The 17,169-nt window shown below is 72.3% G+C and carries 9 protein-coding genes; 6 read left to right on the forward strand and 3 right to left on the reverse strand.

All coding sequences use genetic code 11. The annotated features are described in order from the left end of the window. Nucleotides 1-34: 34 nt before the first annotated feature. The 3 genes from AB0M62_RS12605 to moeZ all read left to right on the forward strand — a co-directional run bounded on the left by AB0M62_RS12605 (nt 35) and on the right by moeZ (nt 3,018). Nucleotides 35-1,036 (forward strand): NAD-dependent epimerase/dehydratase, encoded by a 1,002-nt coding sequence (locus tag AB0M62_RS12605; RefSeq protein WP_366074144.1) that lies wholly within the window; start codon nt 35-37, stop codon nt 1,034-1,036. Further along, complete coding sequence (locus tag AB0M62_RS12610; RefSeq protein WP_366074145.1) at nt 1,024-1,776, forward strand: spherulation-specific family 4 protein; 753 nt, start codon at nt 1,024-1,026, stop codon at nt 1,774-1,776. The genes AB0M62_RS12605 and AB0M62_RS12610 overlap by 13 nt, the downstream gene beginning before the upstream one ends. Nucleotides 1,777-1,839: 63 nt before the next feature. Continuing rightward, entirely contained in the window at nt 1,840-3,018 is a 1,179-nt protein-coding gene (moeZ, locus tag AB0M62_RS12615; RefSeq protein WP_366074146.1) for an adenylyltransferase/sulfurtransferase MoeZ, read from the forward strand. A gap of 119 nt (nt 3,019-3,137) precedes the next feature. Here moeZ and AB0M62_RS12620 read toward each other — a convergent pair whose 3' ends face one another. The 3 genes from AB0M62_RS12620 to AB0M62_RS12630 all read right to left on the reverse strand — a co-directional run bounded on the left by AB0M62_RS12620 (nt 3,138) and on the right by AB0M62_RS12630 (nt 9,329). Continuing rightward, nucleotides 3,138-4,685 carry an alpha/beta hydrolase gene (locus AB0M62_RS12620; protein ID WP_366074233.1) on the reverse strand — a complete coding sequence of 516 codons (1,548 nt, stop codon included), beginning with the start codon at nt 4,683-4,685 and terminating at the stop codon, nt 3,138-3,140. Between the two features lie 109 nt (nt 4,686-4,794). Next, entirely contained in the window at nt 4,795-6,339 is a 1,545-nt protein-coding gene (locus AB0M62_RS12625) for an alpha/beta hydrolase (protein WP_366074147.1), read from the reverse strand. 182 nt (nt 6,340-6,521) lie between these two features. Beyond that, a complete protein-coding gene (locus tag AB0M62_RS12630) occupies nt 6,522-9,329 on the reverse strand; it encodes a lysylphosphatidylglycerol synthase transmembrane domain-containing protein (RefSeq protein ID WP_366074148.1) in 2,808 nt (935 codons plus the stop codon). Between the two features lie 119 nt (nt 9,330-9,448). Between AB0M62_RS12630 and AB0M62_RS12635 the strand changes: the two genes are divergently transcribed. The 3 genes from AB0M62_RS12635 to AB0M62_RS12645 all read left to right on the forward strand — a co-directional run bounded on the left by AB0M62_RS12635 (nt 9,449) and on the right by AB0M62_RS12645 (nt 17,165). Next, the gene (locus tag AB0M62_RS12635; protein ID WP_366074149.1) at nt 9,449-9,808 is read left to right on the forward strand and encodes an MGMT family protein; all 360 of its coding nucleotides are present in this window, start codon (nt 9,449-9,451) and stop codon (nt 9,806-9,808) included. A gap of 159 nt (nt 9,809-9,967) precedes the next feature. Further along, nucleotides 9,968-13,414: an ATP-dependent DNA helicase gene (locus AB0M62_RS12640; protein WP_366074150.1), complete on the forward strand. Its 3,447-nt coding sequence runs from the start codon at nt 9,968-9,970 to the stop codon at nt 13,412-13,414. 151 nt (nt 13,415-13,565) lie between these two features. After that, a complete protein-coding gene (locus AB0M62_RS12645; RefSeq protein ID WP_366074152.1) occupies nt 13,566-17,165 on the forward strand; it encodes a UvrD-helicase domain-containing protein in 3,600 nt (1,199 codons plus the stop codon). The last annotated feature ends 4 nt before the right edge of the window (nt 17,166-17,169 follow it).

Genomic DNA, 17,169 nt, shown 5'->3' on the forward strand with positions numbered 1-17,169 from the left:
CCGCACCGGCCCGTCGGCACCAAGGGGCCGCACGATGAGGGTGCTGCTGCTCGGAGCCAACGGATACCTCGGCCGCTATGTCGCCGACAGGTTGCTCGCCGACCCGGCCGTCCAGCTCACCGCGCTGGGCCGGGGTGATGACGCCGACGTCCGGTTCGACCTCGCCACCGGCAGTCCCGGTGCGCTGACCCGCTTCCTGGACGCCGTACACCCCGGAGTCGTGATCAACTGTTCCGGCGCCACCCGCGGCGGGGCACGCGAGCTCACCCGGCACAACACCGTCGCCGTCGCCACCGTCTGCGAATCGCTGCGCCGCAGCGGCTGCGCGGCGCGCCTGGTGCAGCTCGGCTGCGCCGCCGAGTACGGGCCCAGCCAGCCCGGCTCGTCCACCGCCGAGGACGCGGTACCCCGCCCCGGCGGGCCGTACGGCGTGAGCAAGCTCGCCGCGACCGAGCTGGTCCTCGGCTCCGGTCTCGACGCGGTCGTCCTGCGCGTCTTCTCGCCGGTCGGCCCCGGCACGCCGGCCGGCTCACCGCTGGGCCGCCTTGCCGAGGCCATGCGCCGCGCGATGCAGTCCGGCGACGGGGAACTCAAGCTCAGCGGTCTGGGGGTGCAGCGCGACTTCGTGGACGTACGGGATGTCGCCCGCGCCGTGCACGCCGCTTCGCTCTCCGCCGCCCAGGGTGTGGTCAACATCGGCACGGGTCGTGCCGTACGGCTGCGGGACGCGGCCGCCGTACTGGCCAGGGTCGCCGGCTACGGCGGCGCCCTGCACGAACTCGACTCTCCCTCCGGATACGCCGGAGGGCCCCCCACCGGACGCCCCGGCGGCCTCGGGGCATCCATCGGCGCCCCGCGCTCCGAACCCTCCGCGGAACAGCTCGGCGCCCCGCCGCCGTACCCGTACCCCGACGGTTGCGGCAGTTGGCAGCAGGCCGACGTCCGTACCGCGCGGGACCGGCTCGGCTGGCGGCCCCGGATCAACCTCGAGGAGTCCTTGGCCGACATCTGGATGGAGGCGGCATGCCGCATCTGACCAGGACCGGCGCCCGGAGCTCCGCCACCGACGCGGGAAGTCTCGGCTTCGGCATCCCGGGTTACGCCCACCCGCTGGTGGCACCGGTCGAGTGGGCCGAACTCACCCGCCCCGGTGCGCCTTTGCACTGGGCCGTGCTCAATGTTGCGAACGGGCCGGGCACCCGGCCCGACCCGCACTGCCTGGAGGCCGCGGGCAAGCTGCGCAACGCGGGGACCCGCGTCCTGGGCCACCTCGACATGGCGCACGGGACGCGCTCCTTCGGGGAGCTCCTCTCCGACGCACACCGGTTCCTCGACTGGTACCAGGTCGACGGCTTCTGCCTGGACCGCTGTCCCACGGAGCGGGCGGCCCTGCCTGAGGTGCGGCGGACCACGAGCACCCTGCGCTCGCTGCTGAAGGGGGGGCATCTGGTGCTCGGCCACGGAACCCATCCGTACGCCGGCTACGCCGAGACCGCCGACCAGCTGGTCACCTTCGCCGGGCCGTGGAGCGAGTACCGCTGGTCCCAAGTGGCGGAGTGGACGGCCGACCACCCGCCCGAGCGGTTCTGCCACTTCGTCCACGGCGTGCCGCGCACGCATCTGGAGGAGGCCATGCGGATCGCCCGTTGGCAGGGTGCCGGCACGATCTACTTCACCGACCGCTCGGACCGGGGCGGCACCGCCGATCCCTGGGAGGCGCTGCCCGGCTACTGGGACGAAATCGTCTCGCGGATCGGACCGGGTGTCTCGGAATGAAGAAGGGCGTGGCAGGGTTACGCAGAGAACAACCGTACTGACTTACCGATCTACGGAGTCCCCGTGTCGCTGCCACCCCTGGTCGAGCCAGCTGCTGAGCTCACCGTCGATGAGGTCCGCAGGTACTCCCGCCACCTGATCATCCCCGATGTCGGGATGGACGGGCAGAAGCGGCTGAAGAACGCCAAGGTGCTCGCCGTGGGCGCGGGCGGCCTGGGCTCGCCCGCCCTGATGTACCTGGCCGCCGCGGGCGTGGGCACGCTGGGCATCGTGGAGTTCGACGAGGTCGACGAGTCGAATCTGCAGCGCCAGATCATCCACAGCCAGGCTGACATCGGCCGGTCGAAGGCCGAGTCCGCCCGTGACTCGGTGCTGGGGATCAACCCGTACGTCAACGTGGTCCTTCACGAAGAGCGGCTCGAGGCCGAGAACGTGATGGAGATCTTCTCCCAGTACGACCTGATCGTCGACGGTACGGACAACTTCGCCACCCGTTACCTCGTCAACGACGCCTGCGTGCTGCTGAACAAGCCGTACGTGTGGGGCTCGATCTACCGCTTCGACGGCCAGGCATCGGTCTTCTGGTCCGAGCACGGCCCCTGCTACCGCTGCCTCTACCCGGAGCCCCCGCCGCCGGGCATGGTCCCCAGCTGCGCCGAGGGCGGCGTACTGGGCGTGCTCTGCGCGTCCATCGGCTCCATCCAGGTCAACGAGGCCATCAAGCTGCTCGCCGGCATCGGTGAGCCGCTGGTCGGCCGTCTGATGATCTACGACGCCCTGGAGATGCAGTACCGCCAGGTCAAGGTCCGCAAGGACCCCGACTGCGCGGTCTGCGGCGAGAACCCGACCGTCACCGAGCTCATCGACTACGAGGCCTTCTGCGGTGTCGTCTCCGAGGAGGCCCAGGAAGCGGCGCTCGGCGCGACGATCACTCCCAAGCAGCTCAAGGAGTGGATCGACGAGGGCGAGAATATCGACATCATCGATGTCCGCGAGGTCAACGAGTACGAGATCGTCTCGATCCCCGGCGCCAGGCTGATCCCGAAGAACGAGTTCCTGATGGGCACCGCCCTCCAGGACCTTCCTCAGGACAAGCGGATCGTCCTGCATTGCAAGACGGGTGTCCGCAGTGCGGAGGTCCTCGCGGTGCTGAAGTCGGCGGGCTTCGCGGACGCGGTGCACGTGGGCGGCGGCGTGATCGGCTGGGTCAACCAGATCGAGCCGGAGAAGCCGATCTACTGAGACCGGCTGTACCTGACGTACGCGGAAAAGGTGCCGGCCCGCACCAGGTGGTGCGGGCCGGCACCTTTTTCCATCTGCGCTGCAATGCCGGAGACTCGTAACGCCATGCGCAGGCCCGGCTACGAGCAGGTCGTGCCGGAAACCGGGACCCTGCCCTCCAGGAAGTACGGGTCCACGGCGTCGGCGATGCAGGCGTTGCCCGTGGTGTAGGCGCCATGGCCCTCGCCCTTGTAGGTGATCTGGACGCCCACGCCCCGGCCCAGTTCCTCGGCCATCCGCTGCGCGCCTTCGTACGGCGTGGCCGGATCGCCGGTACCGCCGACGACGAGGATCGGAGCCGCGCCCGGCGCGTTCACCTCGGGAGTCTCGGACTCACCCGCGACGGGCCAGGAAGCGCACCAGCCGGCCAGATCCCAGGCGAGGTAGGGCCCGAAGGCCGGCGAGACCTTGGTGAAGTCCGCCAGGTGGCGCGCCCGGACCTCGTCGGCGGTCACCCGGTCCTTGGCGTCGGCGCAGGAGACGGCCCGTTGGGCGTGGTGCCCGGTGCTGTAGTGGCCGTTGTCGTCACGGTTGTTGTACGAGTCGGCCAGCCTCAGGAGCCGCGTGCCGTCGCCCCTCTCGGCCTCCCGAAGGGCGTCGGTCAGGAGCGGCCAGCTCTCCTGGCTGTAGAGCGGCTTGATGATGCCCGTGATGGCGAGGCTCTGGGTGAGCTGCCGGCCGCCTCCGGTCGGCAGCGGATTCCTGTCGAGCCGGTCCAGCAGCCGCACGACACGCCTGGTACCGGCCTCGGCCGTGGTGCCGGTCGACCGGAAGTAGTTCTCCAGGGCGCGCTGGAAGCCCATGGCCTGGTTGCGGGAGTGGCCGACGAAGTCGGCGGATGGGTCGACGACCGCGTCCAGCGTGAGGCGTCCGACGTGCTGCGGATACAAGTGGGCGTACACTCCGCCCAGTTCGGTGCCGTACGAGAAGCCGAAGTAGTTGAGCCTGCGGTCGCCGAGTACCTGGCGGATCAGGTCCATGTCCCGGGCGGCGCTGGTGGTGCCGACGTATGGCAGCACCTTGCCCGAACGCTTGAGGCAGCCCGCGCCGAAGGCGGCCGAGTCGTCGAGGTAGGTCTTCACCTCGGCGGCGGTGTCGGGGGTGTAGTCGATGGCGAACGAGGCCTCGGCCTGCGCGTCGTCCTGGCAGACCACCGCCGAGGAGTCGCCGACCCCGCGCGGGTCGAAGCTGACCAGGTCGTAGCGGGAGTGCAGCTTGGTGAAGGCCTGGGCGGCGCCCGGCAGCGCGGCCACGCCGGAGCCGCCGGGGCCGCCGAAGTTCAGTACGAGCGAGCCGAGGCGGTCGCCCGAGCCGGTGGCCCGGGACCGGATCAGGGCGATTCCGAGCGTCTCACCGTCCGGCTCGGTGTAGTCGAGCGGCGCCTTCATCGTGGCGCACTGCCAGGCGCTGCCAGGCGCCCGGGCATGGCTGCCGCGGACCTTCACCGGTGCCTCGCAGGCCTTCCAGTCCAGCCGCTGCCCGGTGAGCTCGGCGGGCAGGACCGGGCTCTTCGGGGTGGGGGCCGGGGTGCCGGCCGGCTTCCCGGCGGCCGAGGGCACGCGGGCCGCCTTCCCGTTGTCGGAAGGCTTTTCGGGGCCGTCGCCGCAGGCGGTCAGTGCACCGGTCATGAGCAGCGCGACGGCGGCCAGCGCGCCCGTCCGTACCAACTTCGACAAGACGGACCCCCAGCTCAACGACAGGACGAATGTTCGACATCCTAGGCCTGGTCGGACGGGGTCAGTCGCAGACCGTCCCCGCGGCCGGGACTCTGCCCCGGAGCAGGTAGTTGTCCACAACGGCCTGCACGCACTTGTTGCCGCTGTTGTAGGCGCCGTGGCCCTCGCCCCGGTGCGTCACCTCGAAGCCGACGCCCTTGCCCAGCTCCTGAGCCATTGCCCGCGCGCCCTCGTACGGCGTCGCCGGGTCACCGGTGGTGCCGATCAGCACGATCGGAGCCGCGCCCGGCGCGCTGACGTCCGGGTCCTCCCACGCACCGGCCACCGGCCAGTCGGTGCATCCCAGCAGTCCCCAGCCCAGCCAGTCGCCGAACACGGGCGAGGCAGCACTGAACGTGGGGAGCTCGGCCTTGGCCTGGGCGGGGGTGAAACGGTCCTTGGAGTCGACGCAGTTGATGGCGGTATTCGCGGCGCCCAGATTGCTGTACGTGCCGTCCTCGTTGCGGCCGTTCATGGCGTCCGACAGGGCGAGCAGCAGCTGGCCGTTGCCCGCGTACGCCTCGTCGAGGCCTTGTTCGAGCAGCGGCCAGAACTCCGTGGAGTAGAGGGTCTGGGCTATGCCGCTGGTGGCGGCGGACTGGGTCAGTTCGCGGTCGCCGATGCCCGCGATCGGCTTCTTGTCGAGCTGCTGGAGGAACTTGATGATGTTCTGCTCGATCTCCTCCGCGGTGCTGCCCTGCAGCTGGCACTCGTCCCCGCGGTCCACGCAGTCCTGGGCGAAGTTGTTCAGCGCCTGCTGGAATCCCCTGGCCTGGGCGAGAGAGGACTGCTCGTAGTCCTTGGTGGGGTCGACCACGGCGTCGAAGACGGCCCTGCCCACGTTCTGCGGGAACTGGTGGGCGTACACGCCGCCCAATTCGGTGCCGTACGAGATGCCGAAGTAGTGCAGCTTGTCGTCGCCGAGGACCTGACGCATCAGGTCCATGTCGCGGGCGGCGTTGAGTGTCCCGACGTAGGGGAGGACGGCGCCGGAGTTTCTCTCGCAGGCCGCCGAGTACCTCTTGCGGTAGTCGGCGAGGATTTTCTCCTCGGTGGCGTTGTCGGGCGTGGCGTCCTGGGAGTAGTACGCGTCGAGCTGCTGGTCGTTCAGGCACTTCACACCCGCGCTGCGGCCGACGCCGCGCGGGTCGAAGCTCACCAGGTCGTACCGCTCGCGGAGCCTCTCGTAGTCCTTCGCCGCGCTGGGCAGAGTGGCCACGCCGGAGCCGCCGGGGCCGCCGAAGTTGTAGATCAGAGAGCCGATGCGCCTGTCCTGGTCGCGTGCCGGCCCCCGGATCAGGGCGAGGTCGATCGTCTCCCCGTCCGGGACTCCGTAGTCGCGCGGGACCTGGAGGGTCGAGCACTGCCAGTCGGCGCCGCCCGGGAGCGGCGAGGGCGGGGGTCCCCCGCCCTCGGCGGTCGACGGGGCCGGGCAGTCCTCCCATTCGAGCGTCTGCTTGCTCAGGTCGTTGTTCTCGCCGCTGTCGTCCGAGCACCCTGTGAGAGACAGCAGAGCGGCGGCGGAGGCGGCCAGCGCGGCGGCGCGGAGGGTGGCGGAAGTCGGCATGGTTCCATCGTGCGACGGCTTAGCCCGCGCAGCGCGCGGGGCGTGGGCCGTGCGAGTGGCTCGGGCCCACCGTCCCGGCGTGTCTCCAGCGGGGGACGGCTGCACGGCCGGATACTGCGGACCTTCGATTTCCCGGGACGCCGGAACCCCCGGGACCAGCGTCCGTCGCGACCGGAGAGGGCTTACAGCGCGCCCTTGCGCGTGAGGTGGTTGAAGGACAGCCAGCCCGGCAGCACCGGCAGCCAGAACGTCATCAGCCGGAAGAGCAGTACGGCCGGGACCGCGATCTCCTTCTCCAGCCCCACGGCGATCAGGCCAGCGATGAGGGCCGTCTCCACCGCGCCCACACCGCCAGGCGTCGGCGCGGCCGACCCCAGCGCGTTGCCCGCCAGGAAGACCACGGCGACGCTCGCGTAACTGATCGTCTGACTGCCGCCGAAGGCGCGGATCGACGCGTCGAGGCACATGACGAAGGTGCCGGTCAGCAGCAGCATGCCGCCGATGCCGGTGAGCAGTTTCTGCGGCCGCTGGAGTACGTCCAGCATGCGCGGCACCACACCGGCGAAGAGCGAGCGGACCCGCGTGGCGACGAACTTCCGCATGAACGGGATCGCCGTCACCACCAGCGCCAGCACGGCGACCGTCAGCAGGCCCGCGATCACTGTCCGGGAGGGGGTGAGGAACGGCGTCTTCTCCGTCCCCGTCAGATAGCCGAAGGCGAGCAGCAGCAGGATGTGGCTGGCGAGGCCGAACAGCTGGGAAGCGCCGACGCTCGCGACGGCCAGCCCCGGGCGTACACCGGCGCGCTGCAGGAATCGGGTGTTGAGTGCCACGCCGCCGACCGCCGCCGGCGCGACCAGCTTTACGAACGACCCGGCGACCTGCGCCAGGACGGTCCGTACGAACGGCACCCGCTCGGGCACGAAGCCCAGCAGGCTCATCGCGGCCGCGACATAGCTGAGCGCGGAGAAGAGGACGGCCGCGGCCACCCAGCCCCACTCCGCCCGGTCGATGAGTGTGCCGAACTCGATGTGCGTCAGCTGCGAGAGGAGGAAGTACGCCGCGAACGCGCCGGCGATAAAGCTGACCAGCGTCTTGGGCTTGATCCGCTCCAGCCGGGCAGGCTCGACGGGCGCTTGCGGCCGGATGAGCAGCACCTGGCCGCGCATCTGGGTGAGCAGGTCCTCCTCGCGCGCCTCGTCCAGAGCCTCGTCGATGGCGCGCTTCTCCGCCCGCTTGCCGGCTTTCCCGGCCTGCTTCTCCGCGCGTACGGACTTGGGTCCGGCGCCCTGTTCGTCGGCCGCCTCGGTCCGGTCGGCCCGCGATGCCTCCAGGACGGCTTCGCGCTCGCGCTGGGAACGCTCCCGGGCCAGTTTGCGCAGCGTCGCGCGGGTGGAGCGGCTCAGCGCGATCGGCTGCAGCAGCGGCAGACAGTCCGCGACCGCGTCGCCGCCGAGCACCGCGACCGCCGCGGCCACCGAGCGCTCGGCGCCCACCCGCAGGCCGAGCGTGGTGAGCAGCTGCGCGATGTCCATCCGCAGGACGATGTCGCTCGCGGCGATCTCGCCGCCGCGCAGGTCAGTAAGGATCACACTGCCGGAACGATCCACCAGGATGGCGTCACCGACCAGGCGGCGGTGCGCGATCCGCCGCGACTGGAGGGCCTTCACCTGGCGCCACGCGCTGCGAGTGAGCTCGTCGGTGATCTCCTCGTCGGTCAGGGAGTCCAGCGAGCGGCCGCCGATGTGCTCGTACACGAGCATGACCGCGTCCGGCCCCAGCTCGGAGGTGGCGATCAGTTTGGGGGCATTGGCGCCGGCGGCGATCGCCGCGTACGCGAGGAGTGCTTCCTGCTCCAGCGCCTGGCGCAGCGACTGGAGGCTGCGGCGCTGGGTGATGCCGCGCAGGGTGACGCGGCGCCACACCCGGTAGAAGAAGCCCTGCGCCTGCTGCTCGCGGTCCACCACGGTGACGTCGAGCGGCGGCCCGTCCTCGAGGGCGACCAGGTAGCGGCGGCCGCGGTCGCCGTGGTCGGCGGAGTCGGGCACCTCCTCCGCGCGCATTGCGCTGACCGGGCGGAAGCCGACGTGGCGCAGGCCGGCGAGGAGGGTCTGGCCGGTGGGGCGGACGTTGGGGGAGCCGACCGCGTACACCGTCCCGTACGCGACGGTCCAGCCGATCAGCACGGTGAGGATGATCGAGAACGGCGTGGTGTATCCGCCGACCAGCATCGCGAAGGCGTCCAGCAGCAGCACCACCCACAGCACGACCCGCCAGCGGGGTCTGCGGGTCATCCCGACGGCCGTCATATAGGCGATGACGGGCGCGAGATAGCCGTGCACGGGATCGGTCAGCGCGTCGCCGACGGCCTGCTGGGTGAGCGCGTCCCGGATGGAGCCGGGGGCGGCCTCGGCCACCCAGAGGTCGGTGGCGAGGGTGACGCCGTGGGCGAGGACGGCCGCTAGTACACCGTCCGCGATGCGCAGTCCGTCGCGTTTGATCAGCCGCTCGATGGCGAAGGCGACCGGCACGAGCAGTACGGCGATGCTGGAGACCAGGCCCGCGAGTTTGATCAGCAGGTCGGGCGCCCGGCCCGTGCCCTTGCTGATGTCCTGCTCCAGGCCCTCGGTCGTACCGTGCGCGAAGGCCGCGATGGCCAGCACCACGGCGATGCCGAGGACGCCGACCAGCAGCCGCACCAGGTCGGACGGTCGGTGTACGCGGGCGGGAAGCAGCGGTTCGTCGCCCTCCACGGGGCCTGCCTGGGCGTCGTCCGGCGTCCGGTGCGCGGTCTCCCCGGCCGCGGTCGCTTCCGCGGTCCCGTCCGGGGTCGCGTTCGGAGTCGCTTCCGCGGTCCCGTCCGCGGTCCCGTCCGGGGCTTCGGGCGGCGCTGCGGGCACGTCGGGGCGTGATTCTGCGGCAGGGGCCGTCTCCGTCTGCGGAGGCTGCACGCCCTGCTCCTTCGCCGTCTCTTCTTTATCTCGTATCACCGGTCACCGCCCGGATGATGGTGGCACGCCCAGGCGCCCGAGTGGGGCATCAGGGGGCACTGCGCAGGCGTGCGATGCGTAACATGCGCCCGGCGGCTCTGTCGGTGGGGTGCGGCAGTATGGGACGGATGAGCGACGAGCTGCCCGAGTACGCGGAACGGGTCCTGGAAGTGGCGGAGGGGATTCCGCCCGGCCGGGTGATGACGTACGGAGATGTCGCGGAGTGGCTCGGCGAGGGCGGCCCCCGGCAGGTGGGCCGGGTGATGGCCCTGTACGGCGGAGTCGTGCCGTGGTGGCGGGTCATGCGGTCCGACGGGGTGCTGCTGCCCGGGCACGAGCTGCGCGCGCTCGGCCACTACCGGGCCGAGGGGACCCCGCTGCGCGAGGCCGGCCGCGGCGCGGACGGCCACCTTCCGCGCGTCGACATGAAACGCGCGCGGTGGGCCGGCGACGGCGGAACGAGCGAGGCTCACACCTGACAGCTTCCGCCATCCGGCGGCGCGGCGGAGGGCCGGAGGACTGTACGGGCTACCCGGCGGACTCGCTGCGACCCCGCCTCCCGCTGGCGTAGCGTCTCCAGCACGCGGCCCCCTGCACGCCGCCACCACCCAGCACACCCACCAGGACCGGCGACCCACGTGAGCTCCTTCCCATCCACTCGGCACACGCCACCGCACCGTCGTGAGACACGGCAGCGGACCCCCGGCGCGTACCGGCTGGTGCGTACCCCGCCGGGGCCGGTGGATCCTCCTCTTCTTGACGCACGCCAGCGCGCGGTGGTTGACCACACCGCCGGACCGCTGCTGGTCCTTGCCGGACCGGGCACGGGCAAGACCACGACCCTGGTCGAGTCGGTCGCCGCCCGGGTCGCGGCCGGCACGGATCCTCACCGGATCCTGGTCCTCACCTTCAGCCGCAAGGCGGCGGTGGAACTGCGCGACCGGACCGCGCTGCGGCTGGGCGGTGCGCCCGGACCGCAGGCGACCACCTTCCATTCCTTCTGTTACGCCCTGGTGCGTGCGAACCAGGACAGCGATCTGTTCGCCGATCCGCTGCGGCTGCTCTCGGGTCCCGAGCAGGACGTTGCGGTACGGGACCTCCTGGCCGGCCAGGAGGAGCTGCGGACCATCCGCTGGCCCGACGAACTGCGCGCCTGCCTCACCACGCGCGGCTTCGCGGACGAGGTACGGGCGGTGCTCGCCCGCTCCCGTGAACTGGGGCTCGGGCCCGATGCCCTCGCCGCCTTCGCGGCCCGTACCGGACGGCCGGACTGGGGGGCGGCGGCGGCCTTCCTCGCCGAGTACCTCGACATACTCGATCTGCAGGGCGTCCTGGACTACGCCGAACTCGTCCACCGGGCTGTGCTGCTCGCCGAGCGCCCGGACGTCGCGCAGCGGCTGTGGACGCAGTACGACGCCGTCTTCGTCGACGAGTACCAGGACACCGACCCGGCACAGGTCCGGCTGCTGCACGCACTCGCCGGCCGGGGCCGCACGCTGGTCGCTTTCGGCGACCCCGACCAGTCGATCTACGCGTTCCGCGGAGCCGACGTCAACGGCATCCTCGACTTCCCGCACACCTTCCGCCGCGCCGACGGGAGCCCCGCAGCCGTCGAGGTCCTCACCACATCCCGCCGCTCGGGAGCCGCCCTGCTGGCGGCGACCCGGCTGCTGACCCGCCGGATGCCGCTGACCCGGCTGCCGGCGGAGAAGGTCCGGGCGCACCGGGAGCTCGCGGCGGTGCGGGAGGGCGGCCGTGTCGAGGCCTACACGTACCCGGCGCCCGGCACCGAACTCGACAACATCGCGGACCTGCTGCGCCGCGCCCACCTGGAGGAGGGCGTGCCCTGGAGCGAGATGGCGGTCCTGGTCCGCGCGGGCGGCCGGACGATCCCGTCCATCCGCCGGGCGCTGACCTCGGCGGGCGTCCCGCTGGAAACGGACGGCGACGACGTCCCCCTGCGCCACGAGCCGGCGGTGACCCCGCTGCTGACGGCGCTGAGAGCGGTGGCGACAGCATCCCTCCCCTCGGCGGCGAGCGCTTCGCCGGCGCCCGCTTCGGCGCCGACCACTTCGCCGGCGCCGTCGATGACGCCGGCCTTCCCCGCGACGGCCGCTTCCCCCGACGCGGGGCACCGTCTGCCGGAGCCCCAGGCGGAGGCCGACGACGTCCCGGCGGGCGGCGGTGCGACCGCCCCGGCCGACGAGGGCGGGTGGCTCGAGGTCGAGACCGCGATCGAACTGCTCGCGTCGCCAATCGGCGGTATGGACGCCGCTGATCTGCGCCGGCTCGGGCGGGCCCTGCGCGACGAGGAGCGGGCCGCCGGCAACCGGGTACCCCCGCCGTCCGACGAGTTGCTGGCCCGCGCCCTCGCGGAGCCCGAGCGGCTGGTCGCGCACGACCCGGCGTACGCCCGCGGTGCACAGCGCCTGGGCGCGCTGCTCCGCAAGGCGCGCGAGCTGCTCCAGGGCGGCGGCACCGCCGAAGAGGCACTGTGGGAGCTGTGGAACGGCACACCGTGGCCGCAGCGGCTGGAGCGCGCCGCGCGGCGCGGCGGCGCGTCCGGCCGCAACGCCGACCGCGACCTCGACGCCGTCTGCGCGCTGTTCGACACCGCCGCCCGCGCCGAGGAGCGCACCGGCGGACGCGGCGCACTGAACTTTCTGGAGGAGCTGGACGCCGAGGACATCGCCGCGGACACGCTCAGCAAGCGGGCGGTCCGCCGTGACGCCGTACGACTGATGACCGCGCACCGCTCCAAGGGGCTTCAGTGGCGGCTCGTCGTCGTGGCCGGCGTGCAGGAAGGCCTGTGGCCCGACCTCCGGCGCCGCGGTTCGCTGCTGGAGGCGGACCGGATCGGCCGAGACGGACTCGCCGAGCCGCTCACCCCCGGCGCACTCCTCGCCGAGGAGAGAAGACTCTTCTACGTCGCCGCGACCCGGGCTCGCGAACGCCTCGTCGTCACCGCGGTCAAGGCGCCGGCCGACGACGGAGACCAGCCTTCCCGCTTCCTCACCGAACTCGGCGTCGAGCCGAAGGACGTGACCGGCCGCCCCCGCCGCCCGCTCTCCGTCGCCGCGCTCGTCGCCGAGCTGCGAGCCACCACCGTCGACCCGCAGGCCTCCGCCGCGCTGCGCGATGCCGCGGCCCGGCGACTGGCGCGACTCGCCGCACTCAGCGACGAGGACGGCCGGCCGCTCGTACCGGCGGCGCATCCGTACCGCTGGTGGGGGCTGTACGAGCCCACGCACAGCGCCGTACCGCTGCGCGACCGGACGAAGCCGGTCACGCTGTCCGGTAGCGCGCTGGACCAGCTCGCGAACACCTGCTCCCTCCAGTGGTTCCTGGGCCGCGAGGTGAGGGCGGACGCGCCGGCCACGGCCGCGCAGGGGTTCGGCAATGTCGTGCACGTGCTGGCCGACGAGGTCGCCTCCGGCCGTACCCCGGCCGACCTCGCCGTCCTCATGGAGCGGCTCGACTCCGTATGGGACGGGCTCGCCTTCGACGCGCCCTGGAAGTCGCAGCAGGAGAAGGAGAACGCGCGAGCCGCGCTGGAGCGCTTCCTGCGCTGGCACGTCATGGACCGCGCGGGCCGTACTCCCGTCGCCACCGAGCACGACTTCGACGTGACGCTCGAGGCAGGCCAGTACGGGGTACGGATCAGGGGCTCGATGGACCGGGTGGAGACGGACGCCGAGGGACGCGCGTACGTCGTCGACTTCAAGACCGGCAAACAGACGCCCACGAAGGACGAGGTCGCGCGCCACCCTCAGCTGGCGGTCTATCAGCTCGCGGTCCGCGAGGGCGCGGTGGACGAGGCGTTCGGCGGCCTCCGCCCGCCGCCGGGAGGGGCCGAACTGGTCCAGCTGCGCCAAGGGGCGCCGAAGAAGGACGGCGGCGAGAGCGTCCCGCGGGTGCAGGCGCAGGAGCCGCCGACGGGGGAGTGGGTGGGCGATCTGCTCGCGACCGCGGCGGGGCGCGTCCTCGACGAGCGCTTCACGCCCTCGGCGGGACAGCACTGCGCGCACTGCTCCTTCCGGGCGTCGTGCAGCGCGCAGCCGGAGGGCCGGCAGATCGTCGAGTAGCCGAGTAGCCGAGCTGGGCGGCAGCACAGGGAGCCGGACTGACCGGGACGGGCGGCGGTGGGGGTGATGCTCAGCACACCACCCCGCGGCCGGCGCCAGGAAGCCGGTCGGCCGTGCCGGATTGTCAGCGGGCCCGGATAGCCTCTCCCGGGTGTCCGCACGCATCACCGACCCCGAGCAGCTCAAAGAGCTCCTCGGTATCCCCTTCACCCCGGAGCAGACGGCCTGTATCACCGCGCCGCCCGCCCCGCAGGTCATCGTGGCCGGAGCCGGATCCGGCAAGACGACGGTGATGGCCGCCCGGGTGGTCTGGCTGGTCGGCACCGGTCAGGTGGCCCCCGAGCAGGTGCTCGGCCTGACCTTCACCAACAAGGCCGCGGGCGAGCTGGCCGAGCGGGTGCGGACCGCGCTGATACGCGCCGGGGTGACCGATCCCGAGGCTCTGGACCCGGATCACCCTCCGGGTGAGCCGCGCATCTCGACGTACCACGCCTTCGCGGGGCAGCTGCTGACCGACCACGGCCTGCGCATCGGGCTGGAGCCGTCCGCCCGGCTGCTCGCCGACGCCACGCGCTTCCAGCTCGCCGCGCGGGTGCTGCGGGAGGCGCCCGGCCCGTATCCCGCGCTGACGAAATCCGTTCCCTCCCTGGTCAGCGACCTCCTCGCGCTGGACGCGGAGCTTGCCGAGCACCTGGTGGACCCCGGCCGCCTCCGCGCGTTCGACACCGAGCTGCTCGACGTCCTGGCGCACACCAAGCTCACCAACGCCGACCTGCGCAAGGTTCCCGAGGCTGCGGCGGCCCGGCTCGAACTGCTGGAGCTGACCACCCGCTACCGCGAGCAGAAGCGGAGCCGCGACCTCCTTGACTTCGGCGACCAGATCGCCCTCTCCGCGCAGCTCGCGACCAGCCGCCCGGAGGTCGGCCGGATCCTGCGCGACGAGTTCCGTGTCGTCCTGCTCGACGAGTACCAGGACACGTCCGTCGCCCAGCGACTCCTGCTCTCCGGTCTGTTCGGCGGCGGTACAGGCCACGCGGTCACCGCGGTCGGTGACCCGTGCCAGGCCATCTACGGCTGGCGCGGCGCGTCCGTGGCCAACCTCGACGACTTCCCGGCCCACTTTCCGTACGCCGACGGCCGTCCCGCCGACCGTTTCTCGCTCAGCGAGAACCGGCGAAGCGGCGGTCGCCTCCTCGATCTCGCCAATGGACTCGCCGCCCCGCTGCGCGCCCTGCACGAGGGCGTCGAGGCGCTGCGCCCCGCGCCCGGCGCCGAGCGCGACGGCATCGTCCGTTGCGCGCTGCTGCCGACCCACGCCGACGAGCTGGACTGGTTGGGCGACTCGATCGCGCACCTCGTCCGTACCGGCAAGGAGCCCGGCGAGATCGCCGTGCTGTGCCGCACCGCGGCCGACTTCGCCGAGATTCAGGGTGCGCTGGTCGCCCGCGACATCCCGGTCGAGGTCGTCGGGCTGTCCGGCCTGCTGCACCTGCCCGAGGTCGCCGACCTGGTCGCGGTCTGCGAAGTCCTTCAGGATCCAGGTGCCAACGCCGCCCTCGTCCGGCTGCTGATCGGCCCGCGCTGGCGGATCGGTGCCCGGGACCTGGCGCTGCTGGGGCGCCGGGCGCGGCAGCTCGTACGGTACGAAACAGCCGGCCGGGACGACGACCCCGACCGCCGCCTGGCCGAGGCGGTGGAAGGCGTCGACCCCTTTGAGGTCATCTCGCTGGCAGACGCCCTCGACACCTTCATCGAATCGGACGCCACTTACGACGACCTCCCTTTCTCCACCGACGCCCGCGTCCGGTTCGCACGCTTGGCGGCCGAACTGAGGGACCTGCGCCGTTCCCTCGCCGACCCGTTGATGGACGTACTCCACAGGGTGCTCGCGACGACAGGCCTCGACGTGGAATTGTCCGCCTCGCCGCACGCCCTGGCCGCCCGCCGCCGCGAGACTCTCTCCAACTTCCTCGACATCGCGGCGGGCTTCGCCGCGCTCGACGGTCAGGCGAGCCTGCTCGCCTTTCTCGGGTTCCTGCGCACGGCCGCCCAGTACGAGAAGGGCCTCGACAACGCCCTCCCGGGAGGCGAGAACACGGTCAAGGTACTCACGGCCCACAAGTCCAAGGGCCTGGAGTGGGACGTCGTGGCCGTGCCCGGCCTGGTCGCCAAGCAGTTCCCGAGCGAGCAGGGCCGAGAGTCCTGGACCGCCCAGCCCAAGGTCCTTCCACACGCGCTGCGCGGCGACGCGGAGACGCTCCCGGACGTCTCCGAGTGGGACGCGAAGGGCCTGAAGGCGTTCAAGGACGCCATGAAGGATCATCAGACGACGGAGGAACTGCGCCTGGGGTACGTGACCTTCACCCGCCCCCGCTCGCTGCTCCTCGGCTCCGGGCACTGGTGGGGCCGGACTCAGAAGCGGTACCGGGGTCCCTCCGGCTTCCTGCGCGCGCTGTACGACCACTGTGCCGCCGGGCACGGCGAGATCGAGGTGTGGGCGGACGAGCCGGCCGAGGACGAGGAGAACCCGGCTCTGCGCGCGGCAGCTGCGGACCACGCCTGGCCGCTTCCGCTGGACCCGGCGTCACTGGCCCGGCGCCGGAAGGCGGCCGAAACGGTACTGACGCACCTGGACGCGCTCGCCGACGAGGACGCGGCGGGGACCCAGCGCTCGTACGGCGAGCACTTTCCGGAAGGCCCGGCAGATCCGGAGGACTGGGAAGGGCAGGTGGACCCGGCAGCCCCGGAGGACTGCCCGGTGGACCCGGCAGCCCCGGAGGACTGCCCGGTGGACTGGGATGACACGGAGGGCCCGGAGGACTGGGCCCCCTGGGCGGAGGAGGACCCCTGCCACGCCGAAGCCGCCCCGGCGGTCCGTCCCGGCGCTCCGGACTCCGGACCGGCCGGGGACGCTGATGCCTGGCGCGGCGAAGCGGGCGCCCAGGCGCCCCCGGCCATGTCCGCTCGGGACGCCGACCGTGGGCGCCGCGAAGCGGGCGCCCTGGCCGCCCCCGCCGCCCCCGGCATCCCCGCTCCCCGTGAGCGCGTCGTGGGCGAAGAGGCCCGCCTCCTCGCGTCCTGGGACCGCGACCTCGACGCGCTCACCGGCGAGCTGCGCCGGGCCCGCGCCACCGTCCGTGACGTCCCCCTGCCGAGCGCCCTCTCCGCTTCCCAGTTGCTGCGGCTCGCCGCCGATCCCGACGGCTTCGCCCAGGAGCTGGCCCGGCCCATGCCCCGCCCGCCGCAGCCGGCCGCCCGTCGCGGCACCCGCTTCCATGCCTGGGTGGAATCACGGTTCGAGGCGCTGCAGCTCCCGATGCTCGAGCCGGACGAGCTGCCCGGCACGGACGCGGAGATCGCGGACGAACGGGACCTGGAGGCGCTCAAGGAGGCGTTCGAGCGCAGCCCGTACGCCGGCCGCACCCCCCATCGGATCGAGGTGCCCATCCAGCTGACCCTGGCCGGCCGGGTGATCCGCGGCCGGATCGACGCCGTCTACCGGGACGACGACACGGACACGTACGAGATCGTCGACTGGAAGACCGCCCGCGCCCGCACCGCCGATCCCCTCCAGCTCGCCGTCTACCGGCTCGCGTGGGCCGAACAGCACGACCTCTCCCCTGACGAGGTCCGTGCGGCTTTCCTCTACGTACGCAGCGGCGAGGTGGTCCGCCCCGCGGGCCTGCCGGACCGGGCAGGGCTGGAGCGCATCCTGCTGGGCGAGGAAAGCCAGGTGGAGCAGGACAGATAGGCTC

Source organism: Streptomyces sp. NPDC051219, from assembly GCF_040682335.1.
Classification (GTDB): Bacteria; Actinomycetota; Actinomycetes; order Streptomycetales; family Streptomycetaceae; genus Streptomyces.

Bases quoted from the DNA above. Each gene is read 5' to 3' on its own strand.
- AB0M62_RS12605 (WP_366074144.1), top strand. From the start codon at position 35: ATGAGGGTGCTGCTGCTCGGAGCCAACGGATACCTCGGCCGCTATGTC.
- AB0M62_RS12610 (WP_366074145.1), top strand. From the start codon at position 1,024: ATGCCGCATCTGACCAGGACCGGCGCCCGGAGCTCCGCCACCGACGCG.
- AB0M62_RS12620 (WP_366074233.1), bottom strand. From the start codon at position 4,685: ATGACCGGTGCACTGACCGCCTGCGGCGACGGCCCCGAAAAGCCTTCC.
- AB0M62_RS12625 (WP_366074147.1), bottom strand. From the start codon at position 6,339: ATGCCGACTTCCGCCACCCTCCGCGCCGCCGCGCTGGCCGCCTCCGCC.
- AB0M62_RS12635 (WP_366074149.1), top strand. From the start codon at position 9,449: ATGGGACGGATGAGCGACGAGCTGCCCGAGTACGCGGAACGGGTCCTG.